The following is a 17,668-nucleotide window of genomic DNA, read 5'->3' as shown; positions in this document are numbered from 1 at the left end:
TTTGCTCCTTCTAACTTTAAAATAAATGGGAACTTAATTAAGATAGAAAATTGGAAAGGTAGGCTTAAAATGATAACTAGAAAAAGCGCTCGTGAAATTGCTCAAATGCAAGCGGCAGCGGATATACTTGTACAATGTCACAAGGAAATAGCAAAAATGATTAAACCTGGAATTACTACGATGGAGATAGATGCTTTTGCGGAGGAGTTTATGAGGAAACATGGAGCAACTCCAGAGCAAAAGGGTTATAATGGCTATCCGTATGCAACTTGTGCATCCCTTAATGATGAAATCTGCCATGGCTTCCCGCGGGAAGAGAAATTAGAGGATGGAGATATTGTAACGATTGATATGGTTGTTAACTTAAACGGTGGACTTGCTGATTCTGCCTGGACATATGCTGTTGGGAATGTTGATGAAGCAGGACTTCGATTAATGGATGTCACAAAGAAATCTCTTTATAAAGGGATAGAACAAGCTCAAGTTGGAAATCGGATTGGTGATATAGGACATGCAATCCAAACGTATGCGGAAGGTGAAGGCTTCTCTGTTGTCCGCGATTTTACAGGACACGGTATTGGACCAACAATCCATGAAGATCCAAATGTTCCTCATTTCGGATTACCGAATAAAGGTTTACGTCTGAAAGAAGGAATGGTCATTACGATCGAACCGATGATTAACGAGGGTGCTTGGGAGAGTAAGATGGATTCCAATAATTGGACCGCCCGCACTGTTGATCAAAGTCGCTCCGCACAATACGAACATCAAATCGTTATTACAAAGGATGGTCCGCTAATCTTGACGGATCAGAATAAAGATTAATTAAGAAAATGAAAAGAGACTACTCAGAGAAAAGGGTAGTCTCTTTTTGTTAAGCATTTTAGGAGCGTTGATTTTCTTCAGAGTCCTCTTTTAAACCTTCATAAAATGGTTCAAGATGAATATGAGCATGGGTGACTCCATGTTTTTTTGCTAAGTATTTCTCAATTCTTTCTGTGATTTTATGGCTATGTTCCACGGTTAAATCGGCGTCAACAAGAATTGTCAATTCAAGTAATGCCTGACTGCCATGGATCCTGCCCTTCACATCCACAACCCTCTCTACCTCTGATACATTCGCAATCGTCTTTTTAATCAGTGCTAATTCTTCCTCATCAAATGCATCGGTTAGTGTTAATGTTGCATCCTTGAAAATATCAAAAGCAGTCTTGCATATGATTAATCCAACTAGTGTCCCAGTGAGTGGGTCTAGCCAGTAGATGCCGAACTGTGCTCCCATAATTCCGATAAATGCCCCAATACTAACAAGCGCATCTGACCGGTTATCCTGGGCAACAGTAAATAATGCTTGGCTGTTTAATCGTTGCGACAATCTCAAATTATAAAGGAAAACAAACAGCATGATGACGGCGGACCCTAATGCTGTCCAAGCAGTAAGCATGCTCGGTTCCTCCACCTCAAAGGTTATAAATTTCCTTACTGTGTCATAAATTACTTGAATCCCAATAAACATCATAATAAATGCTGCAAAAAGAGAGGCAACCGTCTCCGCACGGTAATGTCCATAACGGTGGTTTTCATCTGGCGGTTTTTGGGAAATACGTAAACCAACAAGTACCGCAATCGATGCAATGACGTCCGTCGTATTATTTAAACCATCTGCGCGTAAGGCAAGTGAGTTACCCCAGGTTGCGATCCATAATTTAATGATGGAAAGTGTAAGATATGTGATAATGCTTATCCAAGCACCTTTTTCAGCAAGTCTTAAATTATCTGCATGATTCATTAAGCTGTCCTCCAATATGTCTAGTTTCAATAGTTTACCAAATGTGATTCGTGTGGGTCCAGAGAAAAAGAAACGCACGAAGCTATCACTCTTGGCTAACTGGAAGGAAGTTTCATGTAGTAAACAAAACAAATATGTTGCTTTTATTCGGAAAATTTAGGATAATAAAAGAAAGAGTAAAGGGGGCCATTCCCATGAAAAAAGAAAAAGTCTCTCTGCATTTTTTCAGATACAGTGGAAAGCCAGTCCAAGCTAAAAAAGAAATACCTTATGAAATCCGTTTGCAAGCTAGATTAAATTTGGATGTAATATGTTTTGAATACAATCGTGCTAAACTGGAAGAAGCAATTAACAGCGCCCTGGAAACGAACGATATTAAAGCATTTGAAGAACTAAGTGCACAATATAAACAATATCTTTGGGAATAACAGTAAAAGTTTACAATCATTAGCTTAGGTTAAATGATTGTAAACTTTTTGCTGAGGGAAACCCGAGTTAGTAAAGTCTTTGCTATGCTTGTGGCAAAAGGGGGGCGATTGGGTGGAAGATAAAAAGAAATTACAAAGAAGCTGGATGATGTACGACTTTGGTAACTCCGCATTTGCAACAACCATTATGGCAGCAGTACTACCTGTCTACTATTCAAACGTAGCCGCAAGTGGACTTGATGAGGGAGTTGCAACAAGCTATTGGGGTTATTCCCAGTCTATTTCAGTTCTAATAATAGCAGTTCTAGCCCCGATATTAGGCGCAATTAGTGACTTTTCCGCAGCAAAAAAGAAATTCCTGCAATTTTTTGCTTTCATGGGAATAATCGCAAGTATTTTATTAGCATTCGTAGGAGAAGGTGATTATATACTTGCCTCCGTCCTGTTTATCGTTGGATCAATTGGTTTTTCCGGCGGGAATATATTTTATGATGGTTTCCTGCCAGAAGTAGCGGAAAAAGATGAAATGGATCGGGTATCTTCTGGTGGATTTGCCTATGGTTACATAGGTGGGGGCATTCTCCTCACAATAAATATTTTAATGATATTGAATCCGCACTGGTTCGGATTAAAAGATACGGTTATCGCGACCCAACTATCCTTTGCTTCGGTCGGTATTTGGTGGCTATTATTTTCTATTCCATTATTCAAGAATATTAAAGAAGAGAAGAAGGTTATTGTAAAAAAGAATAAATCGTATATTGCTATTGGATTTTCCCGAGTAGGAGATACATTCAAGCAAATAAGGCAGTATAAGCAAGTTTTGATTTTCTTGCTTGCCTTTTGGTTATATAATGATGGGATTTCTACAATTATGCGGATGGCGACGATTTATGGGGCTGAGATCGGAATTGCCGGTAATGATCTGATTGTTGCGTTATTAATTACACAGTTTGTTGGGATCCCCTTTACCTTTTTCTTCGGCTGGCTCGCATCAAAAATTACGGCAAAAAGAGCATTATATATTACACTTGCCACGTATATGGTGATTACTGTTCTTGGCTACTTTATGACTTCAGCATTTCATTTCTATGCTTTAGCAATCGCTGTTGGAATGGTGCAAGGTGGTGCACAATCCCTTAGCAGGTCTATCTTTGGCCGGATGATTCCGAAAAATAAACATGCAGAATTCTTCGGTTTTTATGGGATTTCTTCCAAATTTGCTGCTATTTTCGGACCGTTCCTCTTTGCTTTCGTTGGACAAATAACGGGAAACAGCCGCTATGGCATCCTTTCCCTCATCTTCTTCTTTATCACGGGAATTATTTTATTACGCTTTGTCGATGTAGAGAAAGGCATTCAAGAAGCGAGGCGGTAAATAGGACTGGAAGGCAAAGTAGAAGTAAAACCCAAATGACAACTTTCACATCTAAAATATCAGAACGAATAATCTAATCAAATTACTGCTACTTTCATACAGCGTAAGTGTCTGCTCTTTCACTAATTAAGGCGCTCTAATCGCCGTTCAGTTACCCGGTGGACGGATGCTTTCCGCGAGCACAGCTGGAGCCTCCTCGGGCTACCGCCCTGCGGGGTCTCCAGACTCGTGCTTTTCCCGCAGGAGTCACCGTCCACCGGGTAACTGAACTGGTAAGATGGTTATTTTAATTAGAAATTATTCCATCACGATAAGGAGTATACTTTTCCAGAACATTAAACAGTAATTCAAATTCGACCTTTCCTCGGAGCAGTCCAGACACCTCGAGACTCCTGCGGGAGGATAGGCTTGGTGAGACCCCGCAGCAGGCTTGCCTGCGAGGAGGCTCACCAGCCGCCCGCGGAAAGCGAGAGGTGTCTGGACTGCGAACCTCCAGTAGAACTTGCACTTTCGCTGTATGAAAGCAAAAGGACTGGGATTCGGTTTCCGGTCTTTTTTTGGTTTTACACAATCGGTTCGCTATATTTATTTACCAATCCAAGTTCGAGGGGTTTTCCTGTATCGTAGGAAATGTTTCCAATTAAGTCTTTCAATTTTTCCATGGAATAGGAAGCCCCTTTTTCCCAGTAATTCAACACTTCCGTTACAATATCGATACCTTCCACACGGCTTTCATTATAAAGTTCAATAAAACTTTTATTAGATGGTTCCTTCGTTGCAGGGTGGAACCATGTCGTATGCTTTAAATTTAAGTAATCGACATTATTACGAATTGGCTGATGGGAATAAGCGGAGATAAAGTTTCCAAGTAATTTATTTTTAATGCCAGAAGGATCTGACAATATTTTTAATGCGAGCAGCATATCCCGGTATGCTTTTTGAATATAAGTATCATCATCTCCTCTTCTTAAGCTTGGATAGTTTTTATTAATTAGTGCTGCTAACAGCCTTGTAATCCGGGAGTCGAGCTTTCTTCCTATATCAATTTCTTTATAGACTGGAGTTTTCCATGTTTTTAAATTATGGTATTTATCCATCATCAGTGTATCGATTTGAATCTCTAATCGTTGGTGGTCATTACCTTCATAACCAGCACGAAAATGGATGTATGGGTGTGTATTACGATCAAGTACATGATGGGTGACAAAGCCGATAACAAACGCTTTTACCTCTTTGGATTTATTTTTAGCGGCTTCAATCATATTGAGGAGGAATGTTCCGCATTGACTCGTATGCAAGGATGTGCCTACTTGATGAACCGGTTCATCCTTTACCCACGGCCAAAAGTTATAATAGAAAAAAGGATCTGGCCCTTGAGCACCTAATCTCATATAATTCTCAATCTGCTGTGAAAATGGATGTAACTTTCCAACTGTATCAATTACATCTTCACAAAAGAGAATATGCGTCCATATATTTGGCATCGTGATTTCCTCCTTTTTATTAGTAATAAGAAATTAAATAAAAATGCTGTGATAACGTTTATCTTTTTATAGTATATAGTAAAATCTATCCGAATCACCTCCGTAGTAGTACAAATTTGTGTCAATTGACGCTCAAAGAACTGCGGAAGTAAAGAAGTGTAGTTTCCGGTAAAAATTTGATACAATATAGGAGGTATCATCATAATACAGGGAGGAACTCGAATTGGATTATCGTTTGGAGAAAGATACAATAGGGGAAATTAAGGTTCCTGCAGATAAATTCTGGGGAGCACAAACACAAAGAAGTAAGCAGAACTTTCCAATTGGTACAGAAAAAATGCCGAAAGAAATTATTCAAGCTTTTGCTGTATTGAAAAAGAGTGCAGCTAAAGTGAATAGTGCACTCGGGCTGCTAGATGAAAAAAAAGCAGATGCAATTGAATATGCAGCAGATGAAGTATTGGCGGGTCGTGTTGATGAACACTTTCCATTAGTCGTCTGGCAAACTGGAAGCGGTACTCAATCGAATATGAACGTAAATGAGGTACTTAGTTTTATCGGTAACGAGTGGCTGGAGCAAGAGGGAAGTGATTTACGTCTTCACCCAAATGATGACGTTAATAAATCCCAAAGCTCAAATGATACATACCCAACAGCGATGCATATCGCCTTTGTTCTAAAGCTTGAGGATCATGTATTACCGGCTGTAGACGTACTGAAAAAGACATTGAAAGAGAAAGCAGATGCATTTGCCGATATTGTAAAAATTGGGCGTACGCACTTACAGGATGCAACACCACTGACACTAGGGCAGGAAATTAGTGGCTGGCATCGAATGCTTGAAAAAGCAGAAAATATGATAAAGAGCAGTATTCCGGAATTAAAAGAATTGGCGCTTGGCGGAACAGCAGTAGGTACCGGACTGAATGCTCATCCGGAATTTGCTGAACGGGTTGCAAAACAAATTAGTGACTATACAGGGAAAGATTTCGTAACTGCAAAAAATAAATTTCATTCTTTAACAAGCTATGATGAAACCGTATTTGCACATGGTGCTTTAAAAGCGCTTGCAGCAGATATGATGAAGATTGCAAATGATGTGCGCTGGCTCGCAAGCGGTCCGCGTTCGGGTCTGGGGGAGATAATGATTCCATCAAATGAACCAGGAAGCTCGATTATGCCAGGTAAAGTGAACCCGACCCAAAGTGAAGCAATAACAATGGTCGCTGCTCAAGTAATGGGGAATGACGCAGCGGTAGGCTTTGCTGCAAGCCAAGGAAACTTTGAACTTAATGTCTATAAACCAGTGATAGCTTATAACTTTTTGCAATCTGCCGGGCTGTTGGCTGACAGTATAATATCATTCAATGACCGTTGTGCTATTGGCATTGAACCAAATCATGAAGTAATTGATAAGCATTTAAATGAGTCGTTGATGCTCGTTACGGCATTAAACCCGCATATTGGCTATGAAAATGCAGCGAAAATAGCTAAGACTGCTTTTGAAGAGAATTCAACATTGAAAGAAACAGCAGTTAAATTAGGATTATTAACGGAAGAAGAATTTGATAAATATGTTATACCGGAAGAAATGACACATCCGAAATAAGTTTTATGCTTATGAAACGACTCTGCTTCACAGGATGAAGCAGGGTCGTTTTTTATCACGCATTAACGGTCTGTGCTACACCGACCTCTAAACATGAGGGAAGCCCAACTTGTGAAGGTGGGGGATATACAGTCCGTAAATCCCTGATTCTGTTCAACTAACATTCAGTGGGGGAAGTAAGGAAACCCCATTGAATGAAGTTTCACTTTAAGTTTACAGCGAACTGGAATCATAGCTACATTTTACCAGTGAATTTTTGTCATAAGATTAGTTGTTTTAGCTGACAATAGGATTACAGAAGGAGGTGAAAGTCCAATGGCTAACAATAACTCAAACCAATTACTAGTTCCTGGTGTACAACAAGCACTTGATCAAATGAAAGTTGAAATTGCTCAAGAGTTTGGTGTTAATCTAGGAGCAGACACAACTTCTCGTGCTAACGGTTCCGTTGGTGGAGAAATTACAAAACGTCTAGTTCGTACTGCGCAGCAACAGCTTAGTGGTGGCGGACAATAACAAAAGCAAATAAATAGTGGGCAGGCAGTGATGCTTGCCCACTTCCATTTTAGAAATCTTACATAAGTTCATGGTATACATTCTCCAATTCATTTGATATAGTAAGGCTATCTTACTTTTGGGAGGCTGTATGATGTCAAATATTTATGATCATGCTTATAATTTGGAAAAAGCAATTCGAGAAAGTACTGATTTCCAAAACTTAAAATCAGCTTATGATGCAGTAATGAATGATCCGGAGTCTAAGCAAATGTTTGAAAGTTTCCGGGATACCCAGTTGAATTTACAGGAGAAACAAATGCAAGGCTTGGATATTACAGATGAAGAAGTAGAAAAAGCCCGGAATGTAGTTGAGCTCGTTCAGGATAATCCAACAATCGCTAAACTTATGGAAGAAGAGCAGCGTTTAAATGTTATTATCGGCGATATTAGCTCGATTATTACCAAGCCATTAGAGGAAGTTTATGGATTTAACCAAGGTGAACAGTAAGCGCATAAAAAAACTCACAGAAAATAATATCTGTGAGTTTTTTTATGGGTAGGAAACTATAAAACAAAAATGAATTTCTAGTGGTAGCCAAGCCATCTGTCCCTTTGATACTAGCGGTGGAATAAGATTAGTTTCGCTTCGGGGGTGACGCAACGGTGAGTGTGTTCGGAATAATTATGTTCCGCAAGTTTTTCTTCACCAATTTTCTTTGCCTGTTCATCGTTTTCTGCTGTGAATGCTTCATCGAGCAATTTTTCCCCGTCTGGATTGAATACGGTCAGAAAGTATTCTCTCATATGTAATGCTCCTCTCTGTTTCTTGCTTCCATTATAATTCATAACTCGAAATTATGCGAAAATAATTGCGGTAGAAAAATAAGCGAAACCATTTACTAAGGAAAGCCGTAGTATTAGAAAGGGAGGGGATGGAAGAATGTCGCTAATTATTGATCATGTTACGAAACGATTTGGTGAATTTACCGCCGTCGATCAATTGAATTTAAGAATACCGAAAGAAGAGATATTCGGATTTCTTGGGGGAAATGGTGCGGGGAAAACAACGACGTTCCGAATGTTGCTCGGATTATTGGATAAGACGGAGGGAAAAATAACGTGGAACGGGAAAGCGATTGATTACGAGACGAGTAATCTGATTGGCTATTTACCGGAAGAACGTGGACTTTACCCGAAATTAACCGTGAAAAATCAACTCGTGTATTTAGCAAGGCTTCGCGGGATGAAGAAGAAAACGATTCTGCCGGAGCTTGAAAAATGGCTGGAGCGTTTTAAAGTACCGGAATATATGAATAAGAAAATAGAGGAGCTTTCGAAAGGGAACCAGCAGAAGATTCAATTCATTTCAGCGGTTATCCATCGCCCGGAATTGCTTATTTTAGATGAGCCATTCTCTGGGCTGGATCCAATTAATGTAGAAATGTTGAAAGAAGCTGTCTTAGATTTGAAAGAACAAGGAACGACGATTGTATTCTCGTCCCATCAGATGTCACATGTAGAAGAACTGTGCCAATTCCTTTGCATTTTACAAAAAGGAAGACCAGTCGTTCAAGGATCGTTACGTGAAATTAAACGATCATTTGGCAAGAAAAATTTACGAATTCATGGCGATTTTCCACTTGACTTTTTAAGGGAATTTCCAGGAGTTGTAAAGTACCGAAGGATGAATGAAGGATGTGACTTGCAGATTTTAAATGAGGCTGTGTCACAAGATATTTTTAGGGAATTACAAGGTAAAGGATTCATCCGCAAGTTTGAGTTGGAAGAACCATCGTTAAATGACATCTTTATAGAAAAGGTGGGTTCGTCATATGAATAAATTTTGGATTATTTTAGGCCATACATATTTGGAAAAGATGAAATCAAAAACGTTTATCATTACGACAGCCCTTATGCTGCTACTCGTTGTTGCTGCGGCTAATTTTCAAACGATTGCAGACTTTTTTGTAGGTGGCGAAGATGAAAAGGACCAAATTGCTGTCATCGACCATTCGGATACACTATTTGAACCGTATAAGCAAAGTGTCGAGGCAGCAAACGATTCATTGGAGTTGATTTCTTATGACAGCTCGGAGGATGCGGGGAAAGCAGCTGTCGAAGAAGAGGAATTTGCCGCTCTCGTCGTTATGCAAATGAATGAAGAGGGCAGGCCAGAAGCGACCTATTATGCGAATAATATTACCGATTCGTTCACGCAATCCGTCCTTGAGGAGCAATTGCAACAGATAAAAGTTGCATTATCGATTGAGCAAGCTGGCTTTGATGAACAAGCGATTCAAGAGATTTACGCTCCGGTGAATTTTGAAACAGTGGCGCTCGACCAGGATGCTAAAACATTGGAGGAAATGTTCCAAGCACAAGGCATTGTCTATGTCATGCTTTTCTTTATGTATATGGTTGTTATCTTGTACGGTCAAATGATTGCCCAAGACGTTGCGAATGAGAAATCATCTCGGGTAATGGAGATTTTAATCTCAAGTGCCTCACCGGTGACCCATATGTTTGCCAAAATATTTGGAGTTGCGCTAGTTGGTTTAACACAGATCTTTTTGCTAGTCGGTGTTGGTTACACGCTCATCATCAGCAGGAAAGAGGAACTTGTCGGAAGTTTCCTTGATGAGGTCGGGTTAGTTGATATTCCGGTTGATCTGATTATTTATGCAATTATTTTCTTTTTACTTGGCTATATGTTATACGCAACCTTGGCAGCGATGCTCGGTTCACTCGTAAGTCGGTCGGAAGATGTTGGTCAGTTGATCATGCCGATGATTATTCTTATTGTTATTGCATTTCTTGTTGCCATATTTGGACTGAGAGCTCCGGAATCGACAATCGTAACGATCTCTTCTTTCATTCCGTTCTTTACTCCAATGGTCATGATTTTGCGAATTGGGATGCTAAGTCTGCCAATTTGGGAAATCGGCTTATCCATTGTGATATTAATCATCTCGATCATTATCCTTGGTCTAATAGGAGCACGAGTATATAAAGGCGGCGTACTCATGTACGGAAGAACTGGCTCCCTCAAAGACTTCACAAAAGCAATCCGCCTCTCAAAAAAAGAAAAATAATATCTAGACTGGGACATGGGGTCAGAGCAGCTGTCCCAGTTTTTACTGGGACAAATGCTCTGACCCCATGTCCCGTGAATAGAACGTGCATTCTTATTGGTGCTCTGTTAAAATAGAGGTATGATGTTGGACGGAGGTAGGGAAATGGATCGTGAAGTTACGTTTATTCATGCGGCTGATTTGCATCTTGATAGTCCGTTTAAAGGTTTAATGGATATGCCTGCTGAATTATTTGGGGAAATTAAGGAGAGCACCTTTCAAGCACTGCATGAGCTTGTTCGTGCCGCTATTGAAAATAGGGTGGATTTCGTTTTAATTACTGGTGACCTTTTTGATAATGAAAAGCAAAGTCTGAAAGCGCAAATCCGGTTAAAAAAAGCCTTTGAGCAATTGAAGGAACAAGAAATTGAAGTGTTTTTAAGTTGTGGGAACCATGATTTCCTGAATGGGAATATTCACCAAGTCACTTATCCAGACAATGTTCATCTTTTCCCGGATGAACAGGTGCGTGCCCTCGACTTTTATAAAAATGGAGAAGTACTGGCGAAAATATATGGCTTTAGCTATGAGAACCGCGCAGTTATGGAAAATAAAACAAGTGAATATGTAATAGAGGATCAGGCGACTGTGCCATTCCATATCGCGATGTTGCATGGGAGCATCCAAGGCAATGAAGAGCATGATACATATGCACCTTTCCGGCTATCCGAACTAATGGAAAAAGACTTCAGTTACTGGGCTCTTGGCCATATACATAAGCGTGCTGTTTTAAAAGAAGATCCGTATATCGTCTACCCAGGTAATATTCAAGGCAGACACCGCAAGGAAACTGGGGAGAAGGGATGTTATCTCGTTCAGTTAACAGAAAGTCAAACGACCCTCGAATTTATCCCGCTAAATCAAATTTTGTTTGTCCCGCTCACGGTTGATGTGTCAGAATGTGAGGCAGCCTATCAGCTTGAAACGATCTTGACGGAGAAACTTAAAACAATGAAAACAAGCAAGCCGCAGCTCATCGACCTTACACTTCAAGCGAACGATTCAATATTACGAAATTGGCAAACGGACGGGCAACTGGAAGATATTTTAGAAATAATAAATGAATCTTTCACTACGAATCCGAATTGGCGCTATATTTTTCATGTGCAGTTAGATATACAAGAAATGTTTGAGTTAAGGGAGACACAGGATGGGGAGCATTTTATCGGTGAACTCCAGCGGACTTTTGATAGGAACTCTGGAATGGAATATTTAGAACAACTTTATCAGCACCGTCAAGCCCGGAAATTTTTAGAGCCTCCAACCCAAGAGGAAATATCAGAATGGAAAGAAACAGCACAGTCCAGTCTGTTCGATCAACTGTTGAGAGGGGGAAGGCGATGAGATTTGTTCGTGCCAAGTTATTTGGTTTTGGAAAATGGGTCGATAAGGAATTTGATTTTAATGCCAATCCGCTTTTTATTTACGGGGAAAATGAGTCGGGCAAATCGACGCTCCATCAATTTATATTGTTTATGCTATTTGGGATGCAGCCGAAAGAGCGGAAGTTTTACCAGCCGAAGATGGGCAGCAAATTAGGTGGACAATTAGTTATTGAAGATCCAAAAGTCGGTACTTACACGATTGAACGCTTCGATGATAAATATAACGGGAAAGCAGTATGCTTCACTTCTTCTGGCGATACGTATGAAGAAACTTGGTTAAAAGAACGACTTCAAGGAATGAATCTAGCTATCTATGAAGCTATATTCTCTTTTTCAGCTCTAGATTTGAACGCAATTAAACAAATGCGGGAAGAAAATCTTGGTGATGTATTGCTTAGTATCGGATTGACTGGCTCAAGCAATATTTATGAATTAGAGAAACAGCTGGACAACCGGCTTGGGGAGATGTTTAAACCTTATGGGAAAAATCCGGCAATCAACAAGCAATTGCAAGTTGTCGAGCATCTAGGAGAAGAACTTGCCGCTATCCAAAAAGAAGAGTCCACTTACCGCAAAAAAGTTCTCGAATCCCTTGAACTCGAGGATGCGTTAAACAAGCTTAAGCGACAGCAAGCAAATCTGACAGGAGAAATTCGCACAATAACAAAGAAACTCACAGCGCTACCAGTCTTGAAAGAATTCCAGCATCTCACCAAGAAACAAGAGCAATATGAAACAACCTATGACTTTCCTGCAAGCGGCATCGCACGCCTTGAAAAATTACACGACACACTGCGACCACTTGAAAGTGAACTCGCAGTTTTGAAGAGTAATGAAGAAAATTACCGCGATAACGCTTCCCAATTAGAAAATCAGCGCTTGGCCGAATCGACAGTTGAAACGTTAAAAATTCAAAGACGTCACAAAGAACGATACACAGTTTTAAAAAATACAGAAGAAAACTTGTATCAGCGGAAAGTGGAACTTACGAAGAAAATTACGAATGAGCTAACGGATTTACAATTAAAGATAGATGTAGCTGAACTTCAGGACTTATCCTTACCCTTTTATATTGAAGAAACATGGAAGCAAATCAAAGAAGATAAAGAGAAGCTTGAACAGGAAAGTATCAGTCTTGAAACGGAAAAGAACGGATTAATGGAAGAAGAAAATTACTTGCAAGCAAAACTCGGTGAGATAAAAACCATGCTTTTACCGGAAGAAGAAGTCGCCTCGTTGAAACGGAAACTGGAAAAAGGGAAGGAACAGGAACAACTGGAACGTCTGTATGAAGCAAGTATGAATCAGCAGCAATCTTTTGCAGAAGACAAGAAACAAAGAATCAAGCGTGCGAATCAACTATTTCTAATTGGAATCATCCTTTCTATCCTCTCGACGGTTCTTGCATTTAGTATGGACGTGTCTTTACTTTATGGTGCTGCACTGTTCCTATTCCTGCTTGCGACGGGACAATATTTATTTCATAAACTGCATATCAAAGCTATGGAGAAGCTCATCCGGTCTCAACCAGGATTAAGTAATGCGCAAAAATTGTCGGATGAAGAAATATACCGCATGCAAAGTCAGCTTGAAGCAGAGGATGAAAAGTTGCGTGAATTAAAAGCTGTACAATCGGATATTCAAAAACAGCAAATAAATATCCTCAAATGGGAAGAAAAAGAACGTATGTATTTGGAAAAGGTAAGACGACTCACGGATCAAACAGAGGAACAGCTTATGTTATATCCGTTCCTTGAACCGATTAATAGCAGTTATTGGCCAGACTATTTTAACCGAATCAAGGAACTGCTTCGCCTACAAAACGAACGGGATCGCTTGGTAAAAGAAATAGAAGAGATTCGAATGGATGAAAAGCAAATAGAAGAAGAACTGATCACTTATCTTCATCAATTCGGGGAAACTTCGATTGGATCACTGGCGGAAGCTTTTCTATTCATTGAGCAAACATTAGACAGAGAAGTGGAGCTAGAGCAAAGAATCAACCAGATTCATGAATTAATCAATCACACTCAGGAACAGAAGGAAAATATGTTAAAACGCATAGCTGTGCACCAGCAAGAGTTAGCCGAGCTATTACAGAAAGCTCAAGTGGAAACTGAAGAGGAATTTTACAAGCTGGCAAATTATCTTAAAGAAAAAAGAGAGCTGGAAGCAGCACTGGAAGCGAATAAACAGCAGCTCGACTCGATTTTTCCGCAGCATTCTTGGGCGAGCATTGTGAAAGAAGAGCTCGATCCATTTAGTTTGGAAGAACGCGCGCAAGCACTCGAATCTCTCGCAACAACAACAGAGACTGAAATAGACGAAATTCAAAAGAAACTTACCGAAGTGAAGATGGAATTAAAAAAACTCGAAGGCTCGGATGCTTATTCATCGAAGCTCCATCAATTTGAAATGGAAAAGGAAAAATTAAACCAACTTGCAAAAGATTGGGCGATTGCTAGCATGCAGAGAGAAATGTTAGCGGAGACAAAGCAACGATACCAGAAGAAATATTTGACGAAAGTAGTGGAGGAAACAACTACTATTTTACATACCATTACGGATGGACGCTATACGAACGTTTTTGCACCAAAAGAGAAGGGGACGTTTCAAGTAATGTCGGCGGAAGGATTGCGCTTTAACGTGAATGAACTTTCTCAAGGGACAGTGAATCAGCTTTATGTTTCTTTGCGTCTTGCGATTAGTAAAGTCATGACTGAGAAACATCAGCTTCCTTTCATTTTGGATGATGCATTCGTTCACTTTGACGAGCTGCGCGTCGAGCGAATGATCAGTGTCCTTCAAGAGATTGCAACGAAGCAGCAGGTCATTATGTTTACTTGTAAATCAGACGTGAGGACGGCTTGTGAGAGAGAGAATATTCCAAGTGTCTACGTATAAAGTGAAACTTCATTCAGTGGGGAATCCTTACCCCCACTAAATGTTAGTTGAACAGAATCAGGTATTTACGGACTGTATAGCCCCCACTTTCCCATATTGGGCTTTCCCCATGTTTAGAAGCGGGGTATTACAGAGCGTTAATACGTGATAAATTTATGTTTATGGGGGGAAGAGGATGAACGAGCAGCAACACTATTTCTATGGGGTGATTCCCGTTGAAGTTCGGATGACGCCGGAAAGAAAGGAAGAGATATTACAGCAATACCCGGTTCCGGTCCTGCCTGACGAGGGAGCAACTTTTGAAATAGATCAGGAAGCAAAGGGAAATAGCGTCACATTAAGGCTCCTTTTAAATGAAGTGAATGTCCAGACGACAAAGACAAATAAGCAATTTTTAAAAATGACGTTCAGTAATAATACAGGAACAATACAAGCGAAAATGTGGGATAATCAAGGAGCTGTTGAGAAAAATTTGCCATTGCTAGAAGCATACTCTGTTTTTGATGTGGATGCAGTAGTTGATGAGTTTCGCGGTTTTAAGTCGCTTACAATCCAGCGCCTTGAACCTTGTGAGGGAGAAATTGATCCATTTTCCTATTTGCCTTATACAAAACAGAGTATTGAAGATTATACGGTGGAAATCTTCTCTTATATCGATGAATTATCCAGCCCGTATCGTGAATTTTCTATAGCTGTTTTGGATCAGTTCTGGCAAGAATTTTCCATTAGTCCTGCCGCAAAAGGATTCCATCACAATTATTTAGGTGGTTTGTTGAAGCACACGGTCGGTCTCATGCGCTTTGCCCGTTATATCGTGAAGCAGGAAGAAAATCCGTTTCAAGCTGTGATGAAATTAATTCAAATCGTCGAGAAAGCTTACAAACAGGAATTGTGGTCGAATTACCAGTCAGAGGAAAGATGGGTGAGACCGGTCTGGCAAGAGACAATTGATCACCTCTATCAAATGCTCGCTGGGATGATGGATCATAAAGAAGAAGTTGCGAATTACGATGCACTGCTTACTAGTATTCTTTTACATGATATCGGGAAAATGCTTGAATATGATTTTGCCGGTAAGCACTATGAATCGTTTGACTTTCTTTATCCGACGGCTGGTAAGAGCAGCTTACAAAAAAGAAAGCAGGCAGGAATAGCGATGGATGAACTTGGTGTGATGATAGGCCATATTCCATATGGGACATTAATCCTTACAAAAATGGTAGAGCGAGAGGGGATAGCATTTACGATAGAAGATATCCATCTCATGTCGCATTGCATCCTCTGTCATCACGGTCTGCCGGAATGGGGTGCAAGTGTGAAACCGCAAACTATTGAAGGCTATCTGATTCATATCGTCGACTACTTGGACAGTAGATATGAGAACACAGAAACTGTGAAATAGGAATTTTCTTTTCCACTGGAGAGGAATTTTTGTCCGTTTCTTTTCATATAGTTAGATAGAAACACTTGGACAAGGAGGGGGAAAAGATGATAATTGGAGGTGTTCCTTTATGGGTATTTATTGTCATCTTATTAGTATTCTTCAGCGGCTATATGGCTTTTCGCGCAATGCAGACGGATAGGAAAGTAGACCAGGAATTTATAGAAAGAGAAGGCGAAATATACATGGAGCGGATGAGAGAAGAAAAAGAAAGGAAAGCGCTTCGTGAACAAGAATAAATAATAGAAAAAAGCTACTTTCATTTTAGAAAGTAGCTTTTTTCTATGTTAGCCTTCTGCTCCATCTTCTTCTGGCTCAACAGGCTCAAACATATCTTCAAATTTATCAATTTTCACTTTTACATCTGCATCTTGCAGGATGTTGTCAATTTTCGTAGCTGCTTGGGACATGTCCATCTTCGCAATTTGTAACTCTCTACGGATATCTTCTTTCACATCTTCCAGCTCTTCCACATCTTCTACATCTCGAATGTCATTTACTTTAATAATATGGAATCCATATTGTGATTCAACTGGATCACTGATTTCGCCAACTTCCATATTGTAAGCAGCATCTTCAAACTCAGGAACCATACTACCAGCTGTGAAATAGCCAAGTTTTCCTTCATCTTGTGCAGAACCATCTGTGGAGTATTCCGCGGCCAATTCACCGAAATCTTCGCCGTCATCAAGTTTTTTCTTCACTTCATTAGCTGTTTCCTCGTCGGCAACAAGAATATGCTGGGCATCGATTTCAGTCTTGGATCGATCGTAGCGTTGTTCGATTTCTTCATCCGTAATCTCAATATCTTCGGCTAAAGCTTGTTCTTGCAAGAGACTGAGATAGAGGACATCGGCATAATCTTCTTCGCTCTCAAAGCCGCTCTGTTGCAGAACCATATCAAAGTTCTCTCCGAACTGTTCCTTTGCTAATTCAATTTCTTCGTCAATCATCTCATCTGTAACTTCATATTTATCTTCTAAGACCTTAACGGTAACTAATTCTCTTAGTACTTCTTCCCCGTATCGATCTTTTAATTCCTCATAAAATTCGTCTTTTGTTACATTTCCTGCGCTCGTTTCTACTACTGTTTCCGAGTCATCCCCGCTACAGGCTGATAGGGTGATAACACCAACAGTAAATAGAGCAGCCATGGCAAATTTCTTCATGTAGAACACTCCTAATCATTATGTCTTTACATTAATCATATTTTTAAATATATCATACTTTATGATGAAATAAATAGTAAAACAGCGAATACCTAACAAATACCTTTAAACTGCCACATTTAGAATACGGAGATATGAACAAACGAGCATGGTGACCATAATCATGTTGATCACTTTATATACCCGCTTTGATTTAAGTTCATTAAGTTCCATTTTCCGGCAGAAGTTATACGTCATTGTATTGAAAATTAATAAAATGATAAAAGCAAAAAAGAGATAGAAAATAAACAATCAAAGCCCCCCTGTATCTTTCCAAATCTATATCCTCTACTTTACCAAAAAATCGGCTAGCTGAACAGTCCCAACCGAAGTCGTAAATAGGGTTAGGGTGTATTAAATCTTCTATCAAATGAAATTGTATGATATGATTTACATACTCAATTAATTAGCGG

At 39.8% G+C, this 17,668-nt stretch carries 17 protein-coding genes; 12 read left to right on the top strand and 5 right to left on the bottom strand.

Annotated features, from left to right (window positions below; all coding sequences use genetic code 11):
• Positions 1–69 precede the first annotated feature (69 nt).
• On the top strand, positions 70–825 hold the full coding sequence (map, locus tag GN217_RS01730) for a type I methionyl aminopeptidase (protein WP_156854675.1): 756 nt from the start codon (positions 70–72) through the stop codon (positions 823–825).
• Between the two features lie 58 nt (positions 826–883).
• Here map and GN217_RS01725 read toward each other — a convergent pair whose 3' ends face one another.
• Positions 884–1,789 (bottom strand): cation diffusion facilitator family transporter, encoded by a 906-nt coding sequence (locus tag GN217_RS01725; RefSeq protein ID WP_156854674.1) that lies wholly within the window; start codon positions 1,787–1,789, stop codon positions 884–886.
• A gap of 194 nt (positions 1,790–1,983) precedes the next feature.
• Here GN217_RS01725 and GN217_RS01720 point away from each other — a divergent pair, with 194 nt between their 5' ends.
• Together GN217_RS01720 and GN217_RS01715 are read left to right on the top strand one after the other, a co-directional pair.
• On the top strand, positions 1,984–2,217 hold the full coding sequence (locus tag GN217_RS01720; RefSeq protein WP_156854672.1) for an IDEAL domain-containing protein: 234 nt from the start codon (positions 1,984–1,986) through the stop codon (positions 2,215–2,217).
• Between the two features lie 112 nt (positions 2,218–2,329).
• Entirely contained in the window at positions 2,330–3,595 is a 1,266-nt protein-coding gene (locus GN217_RS01715) for an MFS transporter (protein ID WP_232334294.1), read from the top strand.
• 563 nt (positions 3,596–4,158) lie between these two features.
• On the opposite strand, the gene GN217_RS01710 is transcribed toward GN217_RS01715, so the two are convergent.
• Complete coding sequence (locus GN217_RS01710) at positions 4,159–5,079, bottom strand: zinc dependent phospholipase C family protein (RefSeq protein WP_156854670.1); 921 nt, start codon at positions 5,077–5,079, stop codon at positions 4,159–4,161.
• A 223-nt stretch (positions 5,080–5,302) separates the two neighbouring features.
• Here GN217_RS01710 and fumC point away from each other — a divergent pair, with 223 nt between their 5' ends.
• From fumC to GN217_RS01695, 3 genes are all read left to right on the top strand, one after another.
• Entirely contained in the window at positions 5,303–6,688 is a 1,386-nt protein-coding gene (fumC, locus tag GN217_RS01705) for a class II fumarate hydratase (protein ID WP_156854668.1), read from the top strand.
• Positions 6,689–7,003: 315 nt separating this feature from the next.
• Positions 7,004–7,204 carry an alpha/beta-type small acid-soluble spore protein gene (locus GN217_RS01700; protein ID WP_156854666.1) on the top strand — a complete coding sequence of 67 codons (201 nt, stop codon included), beginning with the start codon at positions 7,004–7,006 and terminating at the stop codon, positions 7,202–7,204.
• 133 nt (positions 7,205–7,337) lie between these two features.
• Positions 7,338–7,694, top strand: a complete 357-nt coding sequence (locus GN217_RS01695) for a YlbF/YmcA family competence regulator (protein ID WP_156854664.1) — start codon at positions 7,338–7,340, stop codon at positions 7,692–7,694.
• A gap of 110 nt (positions 7,695–7,804) precedes the next feature.
• Here GN217_RS01695 and GN217_RS01690 read toward each other — a convergent pair whose 3' ends face one another.
• Positions 7,805–7,990 carry a YhzD family protein gene (locus GN217_RS01690; protein WP_156854662.1) on the bottom strand — a complete coding sequence of 62 codons (186 nt, stop codon included), beginning with the start codon at positions 7,988–7,990 and terminating at the stop codon, positions 7,805–7,807.
• 136 nt (positions 7,991–8,126) lie between these two features.
• Here GN217_RS01690 and GN217_RS01685 point away from each other — a divergent pair, with 136 nt between their 5' ends.
• The 6 genes from GN217_RS01685 to GN217_RS01660 all read left to right on the top strand — a co-directional run bounded on the left by GN217_RS01685 (position 8,127) and on the right by GN217_RS01660 (position 16,286).
• Positions 8,127–9,026, top strand: coding sequence for an ABC transporter ATP-binding protein (locus GN217_RS01685; RefSeq protein ID WP_156854660.1), 900 nt, complete (start codon positions 8,127–8,129; stop codon positions 9,024–9,026).
• Positions 9,019–10,278, top strand: coding sequence for an ABC transporter permease (locus GN217_RS01680; protein ID WP_156854658.1), 1,260 nt, complete (start codon positions 9,019–9,021; stop codon positions 10,276–10,278). The genes GN217_RS01685 and GN217_RS01680 overlap by 8 nt, the downstream gene beginning before the upstream one ends.
• Positions 10,279–10,422: 144 nt before the next feature.
• On the top strand, positions 10,423–11,661 hold the full coding sequence (locus GN217_RS01675; protein WP_156854656.1) for a metallophosphoesterase family protein: 1,239 nt from the start codon (positions 10,423–10,425) through the stop codon (positions 11,659–11,661).
• Positions 11,658–14,606, top strand: a complete 2,949-nt coding sequence (locus GN217_RS01670) for an ATP-binding protein (RefSeq protein ID WP_198042557.1) — start codon at positions 11,658–11,660, stop codon at positions 14,604–14,606. The genes GN217_RS01675 and GN217_RS01670 overlap by 4 nt, the downstream gene beginning before the upstream one ends.
• A gap of 175 nt (positions 14,607–14,781) precedes the next feature.
• Positions 14,782–16,008 (top strand): HD domain-containing protein, encoded by a 1,227-nt coding sequence (locus tag GN217_RS01665; protein ID WP_156854652.1) that lies wholly within the window; start codon positions 14,782–14,784, stop codon positions 16,006–16,008.
• Between the two features lie 86 nt (positions 16,009–16,094).
• A complete protein-coding gene (locus tag GN217_RS01660; protein WP_308425602.1) occupies positions 16,095–16,286 on the top strand; it encodes a sporulation YhaL family protein in 192 nt (63 codons plus the stop codon).
• Between the two features lie 48 nt (positions 16,287–16,334).
• On the opposite strand, the gene GN217_RS01655 is transcribed toward GN217_RS01660, so the two are convergent.
• Both GN217_RS01655 and GN217_RS01650 read right to left on the bottom strand, forming a co-directional pair.
• Positions 16,335–17,216 (bottom strand): peptidylprolyl isomerase, encoded by an 882-nt coding sequence (locus tag GN217_RS01655; protein WP_156854650.1) that lies wholly within the window; start codon positions 17,214–17,216, stop codon positions 16,335–16,337.
• Between the two features lie 105 nt (positions 17,217–17,321).
• Positions 17,322–17,507: a hypothetical protein gene (locus GN217_RS01650; RefSeq protein WP_156854648.1), complete on the bottom strand. Its 186-nt coding sequence runs from the start codon at positions 17,505–17,507 to the stop codon at positions 17,322–17,324.
• Positions 17,508–17,668: the final 161 nt, after the last annotated feature.

It is taken from the genome of Oceanobacillus sp. AG, from assembly GCF_009746545.1.
In the GTDB taxonomy this organism is placed as follows: Bacteria; Bacillota; Bacilli; order Bacillales; family Amphibacillaceae; genus Oceanobacillus; species Oceanobacillus indicireducens.
This window is presented reverse-complemented; position numbering and strand designations above follow the sequence as displayed.